Origin of the sequence: Paenibacillus oralis (assembly GCF_003863965.1) — a bacterium.
Classification (GTDB): Bacteria; Bacillota; Bacilli; order Paenibacillales; family Paenibacillaceae; genus Fontibacillus; species Fontibacillus oralis.
Map to the genome: position 1 here is coordinate 5,509,304 of NZ_RRCN01000001.1, position 18,054 is coordinate 5,527,357.

General features: G+C 51.0%; 16 protein-coding genes. 12 read left to right on the forward strand and 4 right to left on the reverse strand.

Translation table 11 applies throughout. The annotated features are described in order from the left end of the window. The first annotated feature begins 118 nt into the window (after nt 1–118). The gene (locus EHV15_RS24555) at nt 119–460 is read left to right on the forward strand and encodes a winged helix-turn-helix transcriptional regulator (protein ID WP_128633535.1); all 342 of its coding nucleotides are present in this window, start codon (nt 119–121) and stop codon (nt 458–460) included. On the opposite strand, the gene EHV15_RS24560 is transcribed toward EHV15_RS24555, so the two are convergent. Then, entirely contained in the window at nt 454–810 is a 357-nt protein-coding gene (locus tag EHV15_RS24560) for a DoxX family protein (RefSeq protein ID WP_128633536.1), read from the reverse strand. The two genes, EHV15_RS24555 and EHV15_RS24560, sit on opposite strands and share 7 nt — an antisense overlap. Before the next feature lie 432 nt (nt 811–1,242). Between EHV15_RS24560 and EHV15_RS24565 the strand changes: the two genes are divergently transcribed. The 6 genes from EHV15_RS24565 (at nt 1,243) to EHV15_RS24590 (ending at nt 9,279) form a co-directional block, all read left to right on the forward strand. Next, a complete protein-coding gene (locus EHV15_RS24565; protein WP_178075948.1) occupies nt 1,243–2,454 on the forward strand; it encodes an MFS transporter in 1,212 nt (403 codons plus the stop codon). A gap of 21 nt (nt 2,455–2,475) precedes the next feature. After that, nucleotides 2,476–3,939 (forward strand): Msr family ABC-F type ribosomal protection protein, encoded by a 1,464-nt coding sequence (locus tag EHV15_RS24570; protein WP_128633538.1) that lies wholly within the window; start codon nt 2,476–2,478, stop codon nt 3,937–3,939. A 91-nt stretch (nt 3,940–4,030) separates the two neighbouring features. Further along, nucleotides 4,031–5,212, forward strand: a complete 1,182-nt coding sequence (locus EHV15_RS24575; RefSeq protein ID WP_128633539.1) for a pyridoxal phosphate-dependent aminotransferase — start codon at nt 4,031–4,033, stop codon at nt 5,210–5,212. Nucleotides 5,213–5,622: 410 nt separating this feature from the next. Then, the gene (locus EHV15_RS24580) at nt 5,623–7,947 is read left to right on the forward strand and encodes a xanthine dehydrogenase family protein molybdopterin-binding subunit (protein ID WP_128633540.1); all 2,325 of its coding nucleotides are present in this window, start codon (nt 5,623–5,625) and stop codon (nt 7,945–7,947) included. Next, on the forward strand, nt 7,944–8,777 hold the full coding sequence (locus EHV15_RS24585) for an FAD binding domain-containing protein (RefSeq protein ID WP_128633541.1): 834 nt from the start codon (nt 7,944–7,946) through the stop codon (nt 8,775–8,777). Before EHV15_RS24580 ends, EHV15_RS24585 begins: the two co-directional genes overlap by 4 nt. A 1-nt stretch (nt 8,778) precedes the next feature. After that, entirely contained in the window at nt 8,779–9,279 is a 501-nt protein-coding gene (locus tag EHV15_RS24590; RefSeq protein WP_128633542.1) for a (2Fe-2S)-binding protein, read from the forward strand. 212 nt (nt 9,280–9,491) lie between these two features. Here EHV15_RS24590 and EHV15_RS24595 read toward each other — a convergent pair whose 3' ends face one another. After that, nucleotides 9,492–10,487 carry a lysylphosphatidylglycerol synthase domain-containing protein gene (locus EHV15_RS24595; RefSeq protein ID WP_128633543.1) on the reverse strand — a complete coding sequence of 332 codons (996 nt, stop codon included), beginning with the start codon at nt 10,485–10,487 and terminating at the stop codon, nt 9,492–9,494. Between the two features lie 172 nt (nt 10,488–10,659). Here EHV15_RS24595 and EHV15_RS24600 point away from each other — a divergent pair, with 172 nt between their 5' ends. The 4 genes from EHV15_RS24600 to EHV15_RS24615 all read left to right on the forward strand — a co-directional run bounded on the left by EHV15_RS24600 (nt 10,660) and on the right by EHV15_RS24615 (nt 15,532). Then, the gene (locus EHV15_RS24600; RefSeq protein ID WP_246061761.1) at nt 10,660–11,265 is read left to right on the forward strand and encodes a DUF1349 domain-containing protein; all 606 of its coding nucleotides are present in this window, start codon (nt 10,660–10,662) and stop codon (nt 11,263–11,265) included. A gap of 276 nt (nt 11,266–11,541) precedes the next feature. Then, nucleotides 11,542–13,218 (forward strand): spore germination protein, encoded by a 1,677-nt coding sequence (locus EHV15_RS24605; RefSeq protein ID WP_128633545.1) that lies wholly within the window; start codon nt 11,542–11,544, stop codon nt 13,216–13,218. A gap of 24 nt (nt 13,219–13,242) precedes the next feature. Then, the gene (locus EHV15_RS24610) at nt 13,243–14,346 is read left to right on the forward strand and encodes a GerAB/ArcD/ProY family transporter (protein ID WP_128633546.1); all 1,104 of its coding nucleotides are present in this window, start codon (nt 13,243–13,245) and stop codon (nt 14,344–14,346) included. Beyond that, entirely contained in the window at nt 14,339–15,532 is a 1,194-nt protein-coding gene (locus EHV15_RS24615; RefSeq protein ID WP_128633547.1) for a Ger(x)C family spore germination protein, read from the forward strand. The genes EHV15_RS24610 and EHV15_RS24615 overlap by 8 nt, the downstream gene beginning before the upstream one ends. 3 nt (nt 15,533–15,535) lie before the next feature. Here the strand turns inward: EHV15_RS24615 and EHV15_RS24620 are convergent, their stop codons facing one another. Together EHV15_RS24620 and EHV15_RS24625 are read right to left on the reverse strand one after the other, a co-directional pair. After that, nucleotides 15,536–16,156 carry a DUF2306 domain-containing protein gene (locus EHV15_RS24620; protein WP_128633548.1) on the reverse strand — a complete coding sequence of 207 codons (621 nt, stop codon included), beginning with the start codon at nt 16,154–16,156 and terminating at the stop codon, nt 15,536–15,538. A gap of 13 nt (nt 16,157–16,169) precedes the next feature. Next, complete coding sequence (locus tag EHV15_RS24625) at nt 16,170–17,204, reverse strand: DJ-1/PfpI family protein (RefSeq protein WP_128633549.1); 1,035 nt, start codon at nt 17,202–17,204, stop codon at nt 16,170–16,172. Nucleotides 17,205–17,367: 163 nt separating this feature from the next. On the opposite strand from EHV15_RS24625, the gene EHV15_RS24630 reads away from it, so the two are divergent. Continuing rightward, a complete protein-coding gene (locus tag EHV15_RS24630; RefSeq protein WP_128633550.1) occupies nt 17,368–18,054 on the forward strand; it encodes a response regulator transcription factor in 687 nt (228 codons plus the stop codon).

An 18,054-nucleotide genomic window follows, 5' to 3' on the forward strand; every position in this document is an offset into this window, starting at 1 on the left:
GTCCGCGAAAGCGGACTTTTTTATTACGTGGTTATACTTGAATTGACATCAAGGAAGAAGCTGGACGATAATTTAGGAGTGCGCCTAATATTAATATACACCTGGGATCGGTGATGAAATGGTTTTAAATTGTAAATACGAAGCGGTGTTGGAAGTACTTTTTGGCAAGTGGAAAACCGTGATTTTATTTAATCTCTTTTCCAATGGCACGATGAGATTTAGCGAGCTGCAAAAAGCCATTCCGGACATTACCAAAAAGATGCTGACGCATCATTTAAGAGAATTGGAGTATCACGATATCGTCCATCGCGAGGTCTATCAGCAAGTGCCCCCGAAAGTTGAATACTCCATTTCGGCTTACGGAAGAAGTTTGCTGCCTGTGTTGCTTGCCATGAACGAGTGGGGAATGGCTCATGGCAAGCATTTGACTGAACTATATGGGGAAGAGTCCGATCAATAGAAACGTCCGATCATGACAAATATAGCCAGCGCTAAAAAAGCAATATTGGGGATCGCGTTTTTGATCTCGTTTCTCTTGATATGAAGCGCGACGGCGAGAATCAAAATCACGGAAGCCCCTAGCGCCGCTAAAGGTGTAAGCCAAGGGAGCATTCCCGTTAATTCAGGCAAGATGAAACCTAACCCCGCCAACAGATCCATATAACCGACAAATGTCACAAACGCTTTTGATGAGTCTCTTACCCAAGGTAACATCCCGTAGGTTTTGTCATATTGAAAGACTTTCATGCCCCCGCCTGCCAAAAAAAGCAATGCCAATAAGATCTGCACAACCCACAAAGCAATATTCATGCAAGTTCACTCCTCTTTTTTTAAGAACTTAAGTTGCATCATAAAGCATTGAGCTTGTGCGAACAATTAGGCACTTTATTTAAACAAGGTATCGAAAAGTAAACCATGCGAGTTTGACAGTTGGAGACGTCAATGTTAATATGGATTACATTAAATATTAGGAGGCACGTTATCTATGCTACACTCCATGCGTATTCGATAAGCCGGCAATAAAAAAGCAGATTAGTTTCCACTACTCTGGGCTTTTTTGTGCTGCTTATTTTTGCGCGTGTAGACATAGATTGCGATAAGGATGGTTTTTTTTGCCATGCCTGAATCGCCGTGTTCTTATTCGTGATGAATGCAGACCAACTGCCCGCATGGTGGATTTGGATCTGTATTTTTTATTGCCCAAAAACAACCAGACAATAAAAAATACAGGGAGAAATGAACATGACAAAACAAAATTGGAAACGCAGTTTCTTTACAATATGGGCAGGACAGGCGGTTTCGCTAATTACCAGCGCTGTTCTGCAAATGGCGATCATTTGGTATCTAACAGATTCTACAGGGTCTGCGATGGTGCTTTCGATTGCAACCATGGTTGGTTTTTTACCGCAAGCTGTTTTGGGAACGATGATTGGCGTATTGGTTGACCGTTGGAACCGGAAACTGGTTATGATCGGAGCGGACCTTATCATTGCGGCCGCAGGTGCAGCCTTGGCTGTAGTCGCGCTTACCATCGACTTGCCGATATGGGTCGTGATGGTCGTTTTGTTTATTCGCAGTATCGGAACGGCATTTCATACACCTGCTTTGAGTGCGGTAACCCCTTTGCTGGTGCCGGAAGATCAACTGACGAAGTGCGCAGGATACAGTCAATCGGTGCAGTCGGTAAGCTATATTCTAAGCCCTGTAATAGCCGGTGTTCTATATGCGGCATGGGATCTTAACGCAATTATTGCGATTGATGTGGTCGGGGCGTTGATCGCCTGTTTAACTGTAGCGCTAGTTGCTATCCCCAAACAAAAGACGCAAGTCGATAGTGTTAATAGCAACTTTTTCGAAGAGGTAAAAGAAGGTTACCGTACATTTAAAGCATCGAAGGGATTATTTGCGCTGCTTTGGATCAGTGCGTTATATGCATTTGTGTTTATGCCAATCAGCGCCCTGTTCCCTTTAATGAGTATGAGGTATTTCGGAGGAACGGCAACCCATGCTTCTATCGTCGAAACCGTCTTTGCCGCTGGAATGTTGGCTGGCGGCTTGCTGCTTGGCATTTGGGGCGGATTCAAAAACCGGGCATGGAGTATAATTTTTTCCGTCTCATTGATGGGGATTGCTCTTGCAGTTTCCGGATTATTGCCGGTAAATGGGTTCCTCTTCTTTGTTCTATGCAGTATTTTGATGGGCTTTTCAAGTCCATTCTTTAGCGGTGTGCAAGCGGCCCTCATTCAAGAGAAAATTCAGCCGGAGTTTCTTGGGCGGGCATTTGGCCTGTTGGGCAGCATAACATCTTTTGCTATGCCGCTGGGGTTAATCGCGTCCGGTATTTTTGCGGATCGAATCGGGATTCATCATTGGTTTACGTTTTCGGGAATTGGCATCATCGGCATTGCGCTTCTATGCATGTTGCTTCCGTCGATCCGGCATTTAGACAAATAAAAGGAGAAAGGAGGTACGACAATGACGTTATTGATAAAAGCTAAAGATATTCATGTGGAATATATGGGCCGGGATGTCTTGGACATGGAAGAGTTGGAAATTTATGATTATGATCGCATTGGTTTGGTAGGCGCGAACGGAGCAGGCAAGAGCACTTTGTTGAAACTGTTGCTGGGAGCAACGCCTTTACCGCACGGTAAAATTGTCAGGGACGGCAGCATCAGCTATATTCCACAATTGGATGATGTAATCGTACAAGAGGAAAAGGATTATGCTTTAATGGGCAAGTTGGGAGTTGACCGTTTGACAGCGGTGAATATAAGCGGCGGTGAGGAAACACGGTTAAAAATTGCCCAAGCTCTGTCGGGAGAGGTACATGGTATCTTTGCCGATGAGCCGACGAGCCACCTGGATCGTCAGGGCATAGACTTTTTGGTTAACCAGCTTAAATATTATTCGGGGGCTTTGCTTATCGTCAGTCATGACCGTTATTTCCTCGATCAGGTCGTGGACAAAATTTGGGAGCTGAAAGAGGGAAAGATTACCGAATATTGGGGAGGATACTCCGATTACCTGGCCCAAAAAGAAGAAGAAAGGAAAAATCAGGCCGTACAATATAAACAGTTTGTTGCCGAACGAGACCGGCTGGAGAAAGCAATCGCTGAAAAAATGAATCAGTCCCGGAAAATGGACCAAAAGGTTAAAGGGGCTTCAAGCAAAAACAGTTCCGAAAGCGGCGGACGGCTTAGCCATCAAAAAACGGTCGGCAGCAAGCAGAAGAAACTCCATAATGCCGCCAAAAATATGGAGCGCAGAATTGAAGCGCTTGGCGATGTGAAACCTCCTGAAGTGAATCGTTCCGTCCAATTCCGGCAGAGCAAAGCCCTGGAGCTTCACAATCCGTTTCCGATCACCGGAAAAGACATCAGTAAGCGTTATGGGGAAAAAATCATTTTTGAGAGAGCGTCATTTCAATTTCCGCTAGGCGCCAAGATTGCGATAACGGGTGCAAACGGGGCGGGAAAAACCACGCTTTTCAAAATGATACTTGATGGTGAAGACGGCATCACCCTATCACCTAAAGCCTCAATCGGCTACTTCGCTCAAACCGGTTACAAGTTTGACCGCAGCCAGGGGGTTATGGAGTTTATGCTGGAAAACTGTGATTATCAGGTAGCGGAAATTCGAGCTGTATTGGCTTCGATGGGGTTTTCTCAACATGATGTACGGAAAGAGTTATCGGTTTTAAGCGGCGGCGAAATGATTAAATTGCAGCTGGCCAAAATGCTTCTGGGGCGGTATAACATCTTGCTTATGGATGAACCGAGTAATTATCTCGATTTACCTGCAGTCGAAGCATTAGAGCAATTGATGAAGAGCTACGCAGGTACTATTATTTTCATCTCGCACGATGTGCATTTATTGGAGAACGTAGCCGATATGGTATATCAAATCGAGGATAAGAAAATGATTTTGAAGGGCTAGAGTCATTAAAAAAGGTTTACGCAGCAAGAGATTGCAGTTATGATGGGTGATAAAAACAAGGAATATCTTGATGCGGAGAGGAAGAAGCAGGTTGATTTCAGAAAAATACAAACGGATGCTGGGGCAAAAATCGGTCATTCGCGAAATTTCCGAGTACGGGGCCGAAAAGGCCAAGGAGATCGGCTATGATCAAGTTTTTGATTACAGCCTGGGCAACCCCAGCGTTCCGGTCCCGGACGAGTTCACGCAGCAATTAATCCGGCTGGCCGCAAGCGAACACCCTGGGGCCGTTCACGGCTACAGCCCCAGCCTGGGGATTCCGACGGTGCGCGAAACAATCGCCGCTTCGTTGCAGCGGCGGTTTGCGGTAGATTACCGCACAGAGCATATCTTTATGACTTCGGGAGCGGCGGGGGCGCTGGCCCATGCGCTTAGAGCGGTTACCACGGACGGTGACGAAGTGTTAACGTTCGCGCCCTATTTTCCCGAATATATGCCTTACGTCAATACGACCGGAGCCGTACTAAAAATCGTGCCGCCGAACACCAATGATTTTCAAATCAATTTTGCGGAATTTGAAAACATGATCACTCCCAAACTGGCCGCGGTGTTGATCAATACGCCCAACAACCCTTCCGGCGCTGTGTACTCTGCGGAAACGATCGAAAAGCTGGCGCAAATCCTGCGCTCCAAAGAGAAGGAATACGGGCACGACATCTTTTTGATTTCCGACGAGCCTTACCGGGAAATTGTGTTTGACGGGCAGCAGGCCCCTTATATCGCCAAATACTACGCGAACACGATTACCTGCTACTCGTTCAGCAAATCCTTGTCCGTGCCCGGCGAAAGAATCGGTTACATCGCGGTGAATCCGGAGTGCAAGGAGGCGGAGACGATCGTCAATATGTGCGGCCAAATTTCGCGGGGGATCGGCCACAACTGTCCTTCTTCCATCATTCAGCTGGCCGTGGCGGAAGTGATCGATTTGGTCAGCGATTTGTCCGTATATGAGACGAACCGCAATATTTTGTACCGGGCTTTGACGGAGTTCGGCTTTACCTGCGTCAAACCCGGCGGAACGTTTTATATGTTCCCTAAAGCTCTGGAGGAGGATGCGGTCGCCTTTTGCAAAAAGGCCCTTAAATACAACTTGCTGCTTGTTCCCGGAGATACCTTCGGGTGTCCCGGATATTTCCGCATGGCATATTGCATTCCCACCGAAAAAGTGCAGCGCTCATTGGAAGCTTTTAAGCAGTTGGCGCAGGAATATTGATTCGACAGCACCCGCACCTTATGATCGATCGATCAAAAGTGGCGGGTGCTTTTTATTTTATTACATAAAAACGGTGCGGATGCCGCATTCTACATATGACATTTAACGAAATTTTGGTAAAACGGAGGGCGTGCTTTGACCTCCAAGTCCCAAATCGGCAGATCTCTCCGTTTCGTCACTTGAGCTGCGCCAGATACGGGGTGCACCAGACGAGCCTCTAAGGTATTCGTCAGCCATTTATACGGACACGTCCATGCTTCTTAAACAACTTCAGCGGATGACTTAATTTCGGCACTCCTTATTATGGGGTGTCTTTTTTTGCGCTTTAGGAGCATATCGTTTTGTCCCGATTCGTATAATGCAGTAATTTGTGGAAACCGTGCGGAGCAATTCGAAAGGAGAGGACAACTTTGGAGGTCATCGGCAGAAGCGTTCCGAAAAAAGAATCCTGGGATAAAGTGACGGGTGCCGCTTTATACACGGGGGATCAAACCGATACGCGAATGCTCTATGCCCGTATGGCGATAAGCCCGTACGCCCATGCGCGGATCGCCGAGATCAACACGGACGAGGCCCGGCAAGTGCCCGGGGTCCGCGCCGTTTTGACAGGGGATTACAGCGATGTGCTTACGGGAGAAGAAATCCGCGACCGACCTATCATCGCCAAAGACCGTGTACGGTTTTACGGGGAAACCGTGGCTGTAGTGGTCGCCGATACGGAAGTGCAGGCCCAGCGCGCGGCGGATTTGATCCGGGTTCGCTACGAGCCGCTGCCGGTAGTGAACTCGCCGGTGGACGCCTTACGAAGAGACGCTCCGCTCATTCACGAGAAGCTGGGGGAATATGAAGCGGCGGTGGGGGTTAGGCCCATCCCCGGAACCAACGTAGCCAGTCTGCTTAAGGTTCGCAAGGGCGATCTGGACGAAGGCTGGAAAATGAGTGAAATCATTATCGAAAATACGGTTTCGTTCGTGCCGTCGGACCATGCGGCCATGGAAACGCGAAGTGCTATCGCAGAGATTAAGCCGGATGGCCATGTCCACATCGAATCGTCGACACAGGCTCCTTTTGCGATCAAAAAATATTTGGGCCTGTTTTTTAAGATCGATCCCGGTTGGATTGTGGTGACTACTCCGTTCGTCGGTGGCGGTTACGGCGGCAAGGCGGCGATTCAACTGGAGCTGATCGCTTATATCGCTTCACGGGCGGTGGGCGGCCGCAAAGTTAAAATCATCAACACGCGGGAAGAGGATATGCTGACCTCACCGGGGCATATCGGGCTTGACGCCACGGTCAAGCTGGGCAGCACGCTGCAAGGCAAAATCACCGCGGCGTATATCGTGTACCGGTTCGACGGCGGCGCCTACAACGATAAATCCAGCGACGTTGCCCGGGCGGCCGTGATAGACTGTTCCGGGCCTTATGCAATCGAGCCTCTGTACTGCGACTGCTTTACGATGTATACGAATCATCCTTATGCTTCGGCATTTCGGGGATATGGGCATGCGGAGCTGACTTTTGCGATCGAGCGGGCGATGGACGTGCTGGCGGAAAAGCTCCGCATGGACCCTTGGGAGCTGCGCATGCGGAATGTTGCCGTGCCCGGCGACACCGCGCCCACCAGGGATGTGCTGACGGAAAGCAGTCTGGGCGACTTGAAAACCTGCATGTACCGTTTGCGCACGCTGTCCGGCTGGGACGAATGGCAGGTGAGGCAGGTGGATGCGAACAAGATGCGGGCCAAGGGAATCAGCTGCTTCTGGAAAAATTCCTCCATGGACCCGGATGCCAGCTCGGGGGCGATCATTTCCTTCAATCAGGACGGCAGCGTAAATCTGGAAACCGGGGTTGTGGAGATCGGTACCGGCACCAAAACGGTATTGGCTCAAATCCTGGCGCAGCGGTTGAAAATGAGTCCCGATAAAGTACACGTGAAGTTTAAAGTGAATACCCAAATTACCCCGGAGCACTGGAAAACGGTGGCGAGCCGCGGCACTTTTTTGGCTGGACGCGCGGTGCTCAATGCGGCGGACGACGCGATCAAGCAACTGCTGAAAATCGCCGCATGTGTGCTCAGGGCGGACCCGGACGATTTGGAGCTGGGGTGGGAACGCGTGTACGTCCGGGCTGACCCGAACTTGTACGTCTTAGTCAAAGCGATTTGCTATGGCTACAAATATCCAAACGGAAATTCCATTGGCGGCCAAATCATAGGCCGCGGAAACTATATCCAGCGGCGGATGAACTTGATGAACCCGGACACTGGGGAAGGCACGCCGGGACCGGAATGGAACGTAGGAGCCCAAGCCGTGGAAATTGAGCTGGACACCAGGGATTATTCCTACAGGCTGATCAAAGCGGTTTCCGTCAACGACGCGGGCAAGGTGCTGAATCTTAAAGCGGCGCTGGGCCAAGTGATGGGCGCGATGTCCATGGGGCTCAGCTTTGCCAATCGAGAGACGTTTTTGTTTAGCGCCAGCGGCGCCGTCTATAATCCGACGCTTCGCGACTACCCTTTAATCCGTTATGGCGAAAATCCGGAATATGTGGTCGAATTTATCGAAAGCCCGTGCCTGGATGCGCCGTACGGCAGCCGCGCGCTGGGCGAACACGGGCTGATCGGCATGCCCGCCGCTTTGGCCAGCGCCTTATCGCGCGCGGCGGGAGTGCAGCTGAATCAATTGCCGCTTTTCCCGGAAACGATCTGGAGGGCAAGAAGGGGGGGATCCGAATGATTCCCTATGACTTCGAATATTACCGGCCGGCCTCTGTTTATGAAGCCGTAAACCTGTTTCAGCAATTGGACAGACAGGGCAAACAGCCGCGCTATTGGTCCGGCGGCACCGAAATCATCACCTTGGGCCGGCTTAACCAAGTGATTACCGGAGCCGTTATCGATCTGAAAGCGATCCCCGAATGCCGCGAAATGTCGGTTCGGGAGGATAAGCTGATTCTCGGTTCCGCGCTGACATTGTCCGAACTCTACGATTCCCGGGTGTTTCCTCTGCTTGGCGAAACCGGAGGCGGCGTTGCCGACCGCACCTCCCGCAATAAAATTACGTTTGGCGGCAACATTTGCGGGCAATTCATATACCGTGAAGCGGTGCTCCCACTGCTCATAACCGATAGCGAAGTGCGAATCGCAGGCCCGGCAGGGGGAAGACAAACACCGATTACCCAAGCGTTCGAACAAACCCTTCAGCTTGGGAGAGGGGAGTTTCTGGTGCAGACGGTTACGGATGAGGGTTATACGAAACTGCCCTATATGACCATAAAGAAACGAAAAGTAGCCGCGATCGATTATCCGGTCGTCACCGTGGCCGCGATTCGCGCGGGCTCCGGGATTCGCGTTGCTTTCAGCGGGGTGTGCGCTTTTCCTTTCCGCTCGGAAGCAATTGAAGCCCGTTTAAACCTCCGGGACATCCCTCTGAAAGAAAGGATCGAGCAGGCCATTACGCTGTTGCCGGCGCCTATCCTGAGTGACATTAAAGCTTCGGCGGAATATCGCGAGCTTATCCTGAGGCTTGCATTGGAAGACATATTGAAAGCGTTGGGAGCGGAATAATATGGCGGATACGAAACGCTACGGCATGGTGCTGGATCTGAATGTAAACGGCGAGACGCGGACCGCCGCCATCCGTCCTGCAGACCTGCTGTTGGATACATTGCGGGATTCCTTCGGTCTGACCGGTACCAAACCGGGCTGCCGGAACGGAGACTGCGGCGCCTGTACGGTGCTCGTCGATGGTATGCCGATGAAATCATGCCTTATGCTTACCGTTGAGGCGGCGGGAACAAAAGTAACGTCCATCGAAGGCCTTCACGACACGGAGGTTCAGAGAGCATTCGTGGAAAAGTTCGCTTTCCAGTGCGGCTACTGCACCCCCGGCTTTATTATGAATATCTATGCGCTGGCGCGAATTCATCCCGATGCCGATCAGGCGACGATCACGGATTGGCTGCAATCCAACATCTGCCGGTGTACGGGTTACGAAGAAATTCATCAGGCCGTGGTTTCGGTGCTGGGGCGTCTTTCATCGGCGGAATGCTTATCTGTTAAACCATGAAATAGAACGTGTCGTTAAACGTAAGCTCGCGACGTAAATAGCGCTTCCCCAGAAGATCGCTGTTCCGCATAAAGGAAATGCGTCATCCCAAGAAGGGCAAGACTGCTCTCATGGGACGACGCTTTTTTTATTCAAATTGCCCTAGCGGCCGTTCTTCGGCCGCCATATCATGCCTTGGGGCAAGCGATGCAAAAGCGATTCAAAGCGATTTTTCAACCGTTTGCGTACTTGGGCTCCGACGCTTTGCGCCGTTCGTTCGCATACTCGATTACTCCCATGACAAGGCCGATCAGCCAAGGAATGATATAGTACATCATCCGAAATAAAACGAGCACGGCGGCGGTTTTTTCGGGCGCGTAGCCGAGCGCCTGAAGCCCCAGCAGCGCAATCAGGTCAAAACCGCCGATCCCGCCGGGCGCCAGGCTCACCAGACCGGACGCGGCGGCAATGGTATAAATGCCGAGCCCGGTGCGGAACGATAGGTCCGGCAGCAGAGTCGAAGCAATCATCCAGAAGGCGATGCCGGACAATACCCACTCCACCAAGGAGACGGCCACGGACGCGGCGATCGTGGAGAAGTTCATCCGCGGAAGATCACGATTCAGCCATTTGGTATAAAAGGACGAGCGCTGAAATAGTATGTAGCCGGGCAGGTAAAGCGCAAGCGCCCAGACGGCATACAGTGTCCAGGGGTGAGATCGGGTGACGGCATCGATCGGAAACAGGCCGGCCAGATCTCCCCAAGCCATCAGAGATATGCCCGTAATGGTGATGGTGGACAGGAAAGCGACGGAAGCTGTGATGGTCGCAACGGAAATCCCGCGGCTCCGGTACAGATATGTCCGCAAAGCCGCGCCGGCTATCCCGGCGAACCCAATGACATTGTTTGAAGTATTGGCGATCCACGCAAAGCGGAACGTTGCCCACCGGCCGATCGGGAGCCGAAAATGGTGCCGAAGCACGAATTCGTAGCCGCTTACCGAGGCGACGGCGGCAAGGGATATGGCGATAAGCAGCAGAACCCTCGGCGGCTCCAGATTATGCAGCACACGAAGGGTGGCGGTCCAGTCAATGCGGCGGAACTCGGCCTGGCCGGCCCAAATAATCAATCCGATAATGACGATAGGAATCAAGATTTGTACGATTTTTAAACGGTACAGCGTCGTAAAGAGTTTAACAGTCTTCAATCGTTGGAACATCTTTTGCATGATAGATAACCCTTCCTATTCTCCCATCAATTTCTGCGTATTCAAGTATACCCTTAATAGGCCTGATTAAAAAGTCTGTAAAGTCATGTTCGCCGGAGAGCAGGGGATTTTGAAGGCCAACGAGAATTGGTATAGTAAAGCGTTGAGTACTTTTCAGAGAGGAGATTTTGAAGTGAACAACAACATACTGAATTGGGAGAAGGGGAAGTGGTTGAACCCGCCTTTGTCCGTGAAGCAGGAGGGCAGCCGGCTAAAGGTTGTTCCGGAAAAAGGCAAGGATTTTTGGAAAAAGACGCTGTACGGTTTCGAATTTGAAGACGGTGCGGCGCTGTTAACGGACTGGCAAACGGACAAAGCGGTGGAGGTGTCGTTTTTGCTGACCACGTTCACCGAGCTGTATGACCAAGCCGGGATCTTGTTGTATCACGGTCCGGAACAGTGGATTAAAGCGGGCATTGAAATCAACGATGGAATTCCTCAGTTGTCTGCCGTAGTAACGGACGGGTATTCGGACTGGTCCTTAACGGCCGTACCCGAATGGAACGGAGAAGAGGTAACCATTCGCGCTTCCGTCATGAAGGATGCCGTCATTATACGCGCACGCACGGAGCAGCATGCCTGGCGCACCATCCGAGTGGCTCGCTTCCCGTACCTTTCCGGCAATCAAGCGGGCCCCTTCACGTGTTCGCCAACTCGGGACGGCCTGGAGGTTACGTTTACCCGCTGGGCGTTCGCCGAGCAGGACCGGGACCTTCATACGGACCCGCCGGTGGAATAGCCACGGTCTAAGAGGGACTAGTTAAAAAGGAAGAGGGGAATCCCTCGAGATGCAAAAGTGCATGCGATTTTCGTCGAAATTCCTCGAAAAGGGCGGTTCAACTGCAAATATGCAGTTCATTTCCGATCATAAGCTACTTTTGGTCCAATAGCCGCAAATGAGATGTATTTTTGCCAGTTTGAAAATCCGATTCCCCAAAAAGGATCGGATTTTCTTTTATATTATTTCTAATTTCTGGGCAGATTAAGGAAAATCATTTTCCTAAGGGTGTTTCTCGTGTGGTCCAAAATCGCAGCCTATATCCCTGACTGGACGACTTTTGTGCAGGCGGGGTTCACCTTGCTCATTCCTATCGTCATGTATGTCTTGCACCGCTGGCTCCGTTCGGTCATATCGGGTCAGCCAAAACATTCCGGGAAAGGGAACGGAGCAGCATCCGCCGCCGATTCGCCGGCATCCCGGGAAAGTTCCGGCCCGCCATTATCCGGAGATTATGAAGCCGATCTCAAGTCGATTCAAGAGACGATCGGCGGCAATGACGACGTGCATTTTCGTGAATATGAGATCTCGCCATTTGGCGCGCGGGCGGTGTTGATCTACGTTGACGGAATGCAGGAGGAACAGCTGATCGATACCCATGTCTTGCAGGTGTTGATGTCAGGCGCCGCTCAAGATGCGGAACAAAAAACCAAACGTCCTCCTGAAGAGCTTGCTCCGTATTTTAAGGAAAAAATGTTGCCGATCAGCGAAATTACCGAAGTGACCGAGACCCGCAGCCTTGGCGAAGCGATCCTGACGGGATATACGGCTTTGCTGGTGGAGGGGATGTCTCAGGCTTTGCTTGTCGGTGCGCCGAAGGGGAAAACCAGATCCATCGAGGAGCCCACCTCGGAAGCGCTGCTGCGCGGTCCAAGATTGGGGTTCACTGAAGTATTGAGCGATAACACGTCGTTGCTGCGGCGCCAGGGACGAACGGAACTGCTGGAAATTAAAAAATACGTCGTCGGCAACGTCGTTAAAAAAGACCTGGCAGTCGTCTACATGAAAACCATTGTGAATCCCGATTTGCTGCAGGAAGTGGAGAGACGGATCTCCAAAATTGATCTGGATTATATCGCCGAGTCCGGTTATATTGAGCAATTGATCGAAGATGATATGTTGAGTCCATTTCAGCAGGCGCAAAATACGGAACGCCCGGACCGGGTCATGAGCGCCCTGATGGAAGGAAGAATCGCGCTCCTTCTGGACGGGACGCCGTTTGCGCTCATTGTTCCGGTGACCTTCAGCATGCTGCTGCAGTCGCCGGAGGATTACTACGAGCGGTGGATGGGCGGATCGCTTTTGCGGATGTTGCGTTTTTTCACCGCGTTTATGTCCCTGATGATTCCTTCGCTGTATATTTCATTTATTTCTTTTCATCCCGGGTTGATTCCGACCGAATTGGCCATCACGATTATCGAGACGCGTCAGCGTGTTCCCTTTCCTTCGCTTATTGAAGTTCTGATCCTGGAAGTCTCGATTGAAATTTTGCGTGAAGCAGGGGTTAGGCTGCCCAAGCCGATTGGCTCGGCGATGGGCATCGTCGGCGGCTTGATCATCGGAGAGGCGGCCGTTCAGGCAGGGATTGTCAGCCCGTTTCTGGTCATTGTTGTCTCGGTAACCGCCATCGCTTCCTTTTCGATCCCGATGTACAGCGCGGGGATTACACTGCGTATTTTGCGTTTTGCGGGAATGTTTTTTGCCGCTGTGCTGGGCATTTTCGGAACGATTCTGTTTTTTCTGCTGCTCTGCAGCCATCTGACCAAGCTGGAAAGCTTTGGGGTGCCTTATGTAACCCCCGTTTCGCCAATTCGGCTCCGCGACTGGACAGATTTGTTCATTCGCGCGCCCCTGACGCTTATGAAGCGCAGACCTGCGATGCTGAAGACGATTCGCCCACAACGCAGATCCTAAACTGGTAAATCAGGAGGGGCCCATGTGTTTACACGCTCTGACGATAAAATTACGCCATCGCAAGCGGTCGTATTTTTGACCGACAGTCTCCTGGGGGCCGGCATTCTAACATTGCCCAGGAGCGCTACCGAAGAAGTGCAAACCCCGGATGCCTGGCTATCCGTTTTGCTGGCCAGCGTTCTTGCGCTGCTGGTGGTGTTTATCATGATTAAATTGAGCCAGCAGTTTCCGGGGAACACGGTCTTTGAATTCTCCCAAAAAATCGCCGGCACCATCCCGGGCAGTGTTTTGTCTGCAGTGCTGATTGTTTTCTTTATGATGATGGCCATTTTTGAGATCCGCATATTGGCGGAGGTAACCTTGTTTTATTTGCTCGAGGACACTCCCATTTGGGCCATTATCATTCCTTTTATATGGGTGGCGGCCTATTTGATATCCGGAGGAATCAACTGCATTGCCCGCTTGTTCCAGATTATTTTCCCCGTGAGTATCCTGATTTTGGTGCTAAGCCTGTTTCTCAGCCTAAGGCTGTTCGATATCGACAATTTACGTCCTATGCTCGGGGAAGGCTTGCCCCCTGTAATCAAGGGCTTGAAATCAACGCTCCTCAGCTTTGCGGGCTTCGAAGTCGTGCTGATTCTGGTCGGACATCTGCAGCATCCCGAGAAAGCGGTCAAAATACTGCTGGCCGGGATGGGCATTCCGATTGCACTGTATCTTTGCACGACCGTGATGGTTGTGGGAGGCATGTCGATTGACGCTGTGCTAAGAAGCACCTGGCCGACGCTTGATCTTCTGCGAAGCTTTGAAATCAGCGGATTGTTTTTCGAACGGTTTGAATTTCCGTTTTTGGTGATCTGGATCATGCAGATGTTTTGCAATTTCACCAGCAATTTTTTCGTCGCATCCTTAGGCATATCGAAGGTTTTCCGCATTAAGTTCCCTGCTGTCCTATTTACGCTAATGCCGGTGATTTTTATCGCGGCTCTCTTGCCCAAAAGCATAAACGACTTACTTGGACTTGGCGAAGCAAACGGGATCATGAGCGTCATCGTGTTCGTTTTGGTGACGATGCCGTTATCCGTCATATACCTCATCCGGAAGAAAGGACTCAAGCAGCATGCGTAGACGACGAATTCTGACCCTGTTTGTTGCCGCCGGATTGCTTGTGACGCAAACGGGTTGCTGGAGCAGTAAAGAAATTGAAGATTTAAGCATGTACGTCGGATTGGCTTTGGACGCAGGGAAGCCGACAGCCATTGAACAGCAGCTGGAGCAGCAAGGGGGAAGTTATCCTAAGCGGAATCTGATTACGGCCACTATCCAGATTGTTCCGATGAAATCTTCCGGCGGCGGCAAACAACAAGAGGGGAAAGGGCAGGGGCCGGAATTTCTGAACACATCAGAAACAGGGGACTCTGTATTCGAGATTATGCGGCAGTATTCGCTTCGCCGGGAGCGTGCGGTTATCGGCCACCATCTGAAGGTGATCGTCATATCGACCGAGCTGGTCCAAAAGCAAAACTTGGACAAACTGCTGGAGTTCGTGCTTCGCGATAACGATATTCGTCCAAGCTGTATTGTGCTTTTGAGCCAAGGGCTTGCGAGGGATACGTTTGAAGCGGGACAGCCCAGCGATATCCCGGCCTTCAAGTTGAAGGATCTGCCGCGCGGCCACTTTAGAACAGGTAAAATCTTGAAGGTGGTTAATCTGACCACGCTGGATAGTTTGATGGGCTCCAAGCGGAGCTTTATCCTGCAGGAGGTTGTCAAGGGCGATGGCGAAACGGAATTTTCGGGAGCAGGCATTATAAAAGGGGAGACCGGCAGATGGATCGGTTCGCTGGACCAAACGGATGTGGAGAGTATCTCCTGGATTAAAGGCGAGGTACAGGGAGGGGCTATTAAAAGCTACGACTGGCGAAATGAACCGATCACGTATGAGGTTGAATCCATAAAGAGCAAGATAACCTCTGAGGTACGGGATAATCAGCTTTCGTTTCATGTAAAGCTCGAATCGGAAGGGCGGATCATCGAAAATTGGGATGTTTTGGAGAACCCGTCCAAAATCGAATATCAGGAGAAGGTGAAGAAGATATTCGAAAAAAAGTTGTCCCAAATGCTCGAGACGACGTTGCAAAAAATGCAGTCAAAATACAAAGTCGAAGTGGCCGGATTCGGTGAAAAGCTAAAGATTCAGCAACCGAAATACTGGAAAAAGGTGGAGGACCGCTGGGACGACGTCTTCAGTCAAACGCCGGTGACCTTTGACATTCAATTAACGATCACGGATTACGGTTCATCCACCATATAAACCCTAGCGATTCCTTCTAATGATAATGCCGGGAATGATCAGCAGCAGCACTATGGAGCCATAAACGCCAATGGTGTAGCTGGTTACGTATACAAGACCGAATCCCTGATGAAAAAGGGTGGTGATGAGATGAATCAACATATTCGTAAAACAAAAGGCGTAACTTCGGATCATCCAGTTCCGGTGCCGGCCCATCTGTTTTCTTTTGATTTGGACAAGCGCCATCATCGTGATGAACAGCCAGATCAAATTCAGCGCATTAAATCCCATGCTGCCGATTCTTCCGCCGGTGGCGTAAGGCGCCATGTATCCGGAAGTCAGCACGACAAGCAGTACGGACACGATATAAACGTAGCCGTTTATGCGATGGAACCTGCGGCTTTTTTCAAAGATTCGATTGGAGAAGTTGAGCAGCCCTGCCAACATGGCGATGCAGGCAAAGGCAACATGAACATACATCACGTTTAACCAGACGGGAAGATTAAGCTCGCGTTTCAGACCGGTTTTATGGCTTAAAAATGCCGTGGCCCCCGGATCGATCCAATAATTTTCCACCAAGGAGTGAATGATGAACAGGGTGCTGACCACGGCCAAAAGTCCGTATAATGTTTTCCGTTTGTTCATATGATCCCCCGGCTCAAGAAATCCGCTTTCCGGTTAGTTTGGACGACGGCAGCATGCCGGCCTTGGCGACACCGCTCATAGCATCTCCGTCTACGACCGTTTCGAATTTCAGATTTAAGCGCATCGGTTTTGTGATTCGCAGCGACCAGGTAAGTTTGTTGTCCTGCAGTAAAGGGTCCAAGAACGGGACTGTCTCATCCCCTTGAATTGCGTTACCTTGGATTATTCCGTTGCTTGTTGAGATGAAGAGTTTTATCTGCATTTTCCCCACAGGCGTAGCGATCGTCGTATCCCAATCCCCGTCGAAGACCGATGCCTGTGTGATTTTGTTATCCTCGGCGGCATAAGCCGCTTTCACTTTATCCGCCGCGATGTCCGGTTCGTCGGATGCCTTCTGCTTCTGCCCGCCGGGCGCAAGTCCGGTTTCTTTCCAAACCGTCCCTCTCCGTTCAAATTCAAACAGTTGCTCTACCGCATGGGCGATACGCGGTCCAAGCTCACGTTCCACCAGGTACAGCGCTACATCGAGTCCGGAAGTTACGCCGCCGCCGGAAACGAGGTTGCCGTCATCCACGACCCGCGCCGGGACGGGATTCGCTCCGGTTGCTCCAAGCACATCCATGCCTATATGATGGGTTACCGCCCGCCGGCCTTCCAGCAGCCCCCCCATGGCCAGCAGCAGGGAGCCCCCGCATACCGTGGCGACGACGATGTCTTTTTGCCCGAGGGCTTGCTCCATCAACCCGATCAATTCCGTTTGCGCCGCTCTGCTCAAAATCGCCGGGATCGAATCAGGGCCATCACCTTCGACGGCACCTGCCGCGCCGGGTACGAGTATGATCCCCGCCTGCTGCGGATTCAAACTGCCGCTGGCTTCAATTTTCAATCCGTTGATGCCGCTGGTAACGGATCTCGGCCCTTCGGCGGTGACGAACTCTACGCTTACCGCTTTTTCGGCATGCATGCCAGCGGCGTTAAACACCTCGTAAGGCGCGATAGCATCCAACAGGTCAAACCCGTCAAACAACACAATTTGCACGGTTAGCATCAGAAAATCCTCCTAGTTCAAAGTAAATAAAATCTTAACAGACGAATATCTCAAACCAAGCTGTAAAAAAGTCACAAAACAATAAACAATCCATCACAAAACATAGGGATTTGTCAGCTCTTTGAGAAAAAATGATAAACTGGGGGATGAAGGTGGGATATTCATGAGTGCATTACATACGATACTCGTTGTAGACGACGACCAAAGTATCGTTGAACTATTAAGGGATTTTTTGGAGAACGACCAATTTCAAGTCATCACCGCGGGTGACGCCGCTGAAGCATGGGCTTTGTTTGAGCAAAATTCCATCGATTGTATCGTTATTGACATCATGATGCCGGGGCAAAATGGATTTGAGCTGTGCCGCCGGATCCGGGCGGAGAGCAATGTGCCGATCCTGTTCCTTAGCGCGCGCAGCGATGATGTGGACAAGATTCGCGGCCTGACGCTCGGCGGCGATGATTATATCGTCAAAACCGCTTCGCCCGGGGAGATCGTGGCCAGGGTAAAAGCCGTATTGCGGCGTACCGCATCGGGCCGGCAAGCGGACGGAAGAATCCTCGATTATGGCCGCATCAAGTTAAATTTGTCCACCAGAGAAGTGTTGGTGGAGGGGAAGGACGTCGTGCTTACGCCAAAGGAATACGACCTGTTGCGACTATTCGCCGAGCACCCGAGACATGTGTTTTCCTATGAGCAATTGCTGGCAAAATTTTGGGATGGAGTGGGCGATCGCCATACGATTCGCGTTCATCTCAGCCGGCTGCGCGAAAAGATCGAATCCAATCCGAACGATCCGGAATACCTGGTAAACGTATGGGGGGTAGGCTATCGCTTTGAAGGAGGATAA

Coding starts and splice junctions, on each gene's coding strand:
- EHV15_RS24555 (WP_128633535.1), top strand. CDS start 119: ATGGTTTTAAATTGTAAATACGAAGCGGTGTTGGAAGTACTTTTTGGC.
- EHV15_RS24565 (WP_178075948.1), top strand. CDS start 1,243: ATGACAAAACAAAATTGGAAACGCAGTTTCTTTACAATATGGGCAGGA.
- EHV15_RS24620 (WP_128633548.1), bottom strand. CDS start 16,156: ATGAACAAACGGAAAACATTATACGGACTTTTGGCCGTGGTCAGCACC.
- EHV15_RS24585 (WP_128633541.1), top strand. CDS start 7,944: ATGATTCCCTATGACTTCGAATATTACCGGCCGGCCTCTGTTTATGAA.
- EHV15_RS24615 (WP_128633547.1), top strand. CDS start 14,339: ATGCGTAGACGACGAATTCTGACCCTGTTTGTTGCCGCCGGATTGCTT.
- EHV15_RS24630 (WP_128633550.1), top strand. CDS start 17,368: ATGAGTGCATTACATACGATACTCGTTGTAGACGACGACCAAAGTATC.
- EHV15_RS24570 (WP_128633538.1), top strand. CDS start 2,476: ATGACGTTATTGATAAAAGCTAAAGATATTCATGTGGAATATATGGGC.
- EHV15_RS24625 (WP_128633549.1), bottom strand. CDS start 17,204: ATGCTAACCGTGCAAATTGTGTTGTTTGACGGGTTTGACCTGTTGGAT.
- EHV15_RS24595 (WP_128633543.1), bottom strand. CDS start 10,487: ATGCAAAAGATGTTCCAACGATTGAAGACTGTTAAACTCTTTACGACG.
- EHV15_RS24590 (WP_128633542.1), top strand. CDS start 8,779: ATGGCGGATACGAAACGCTACGGCATGGTGCTGGATCTGAATGTAAAC.
- EHV15_RS24560 (WP_128633536.1), bottom strand. CDS start 810: ATGAATATTGCTTTGTGGGTTGTGCAGATCTTATTGGCATTGCTTTTT.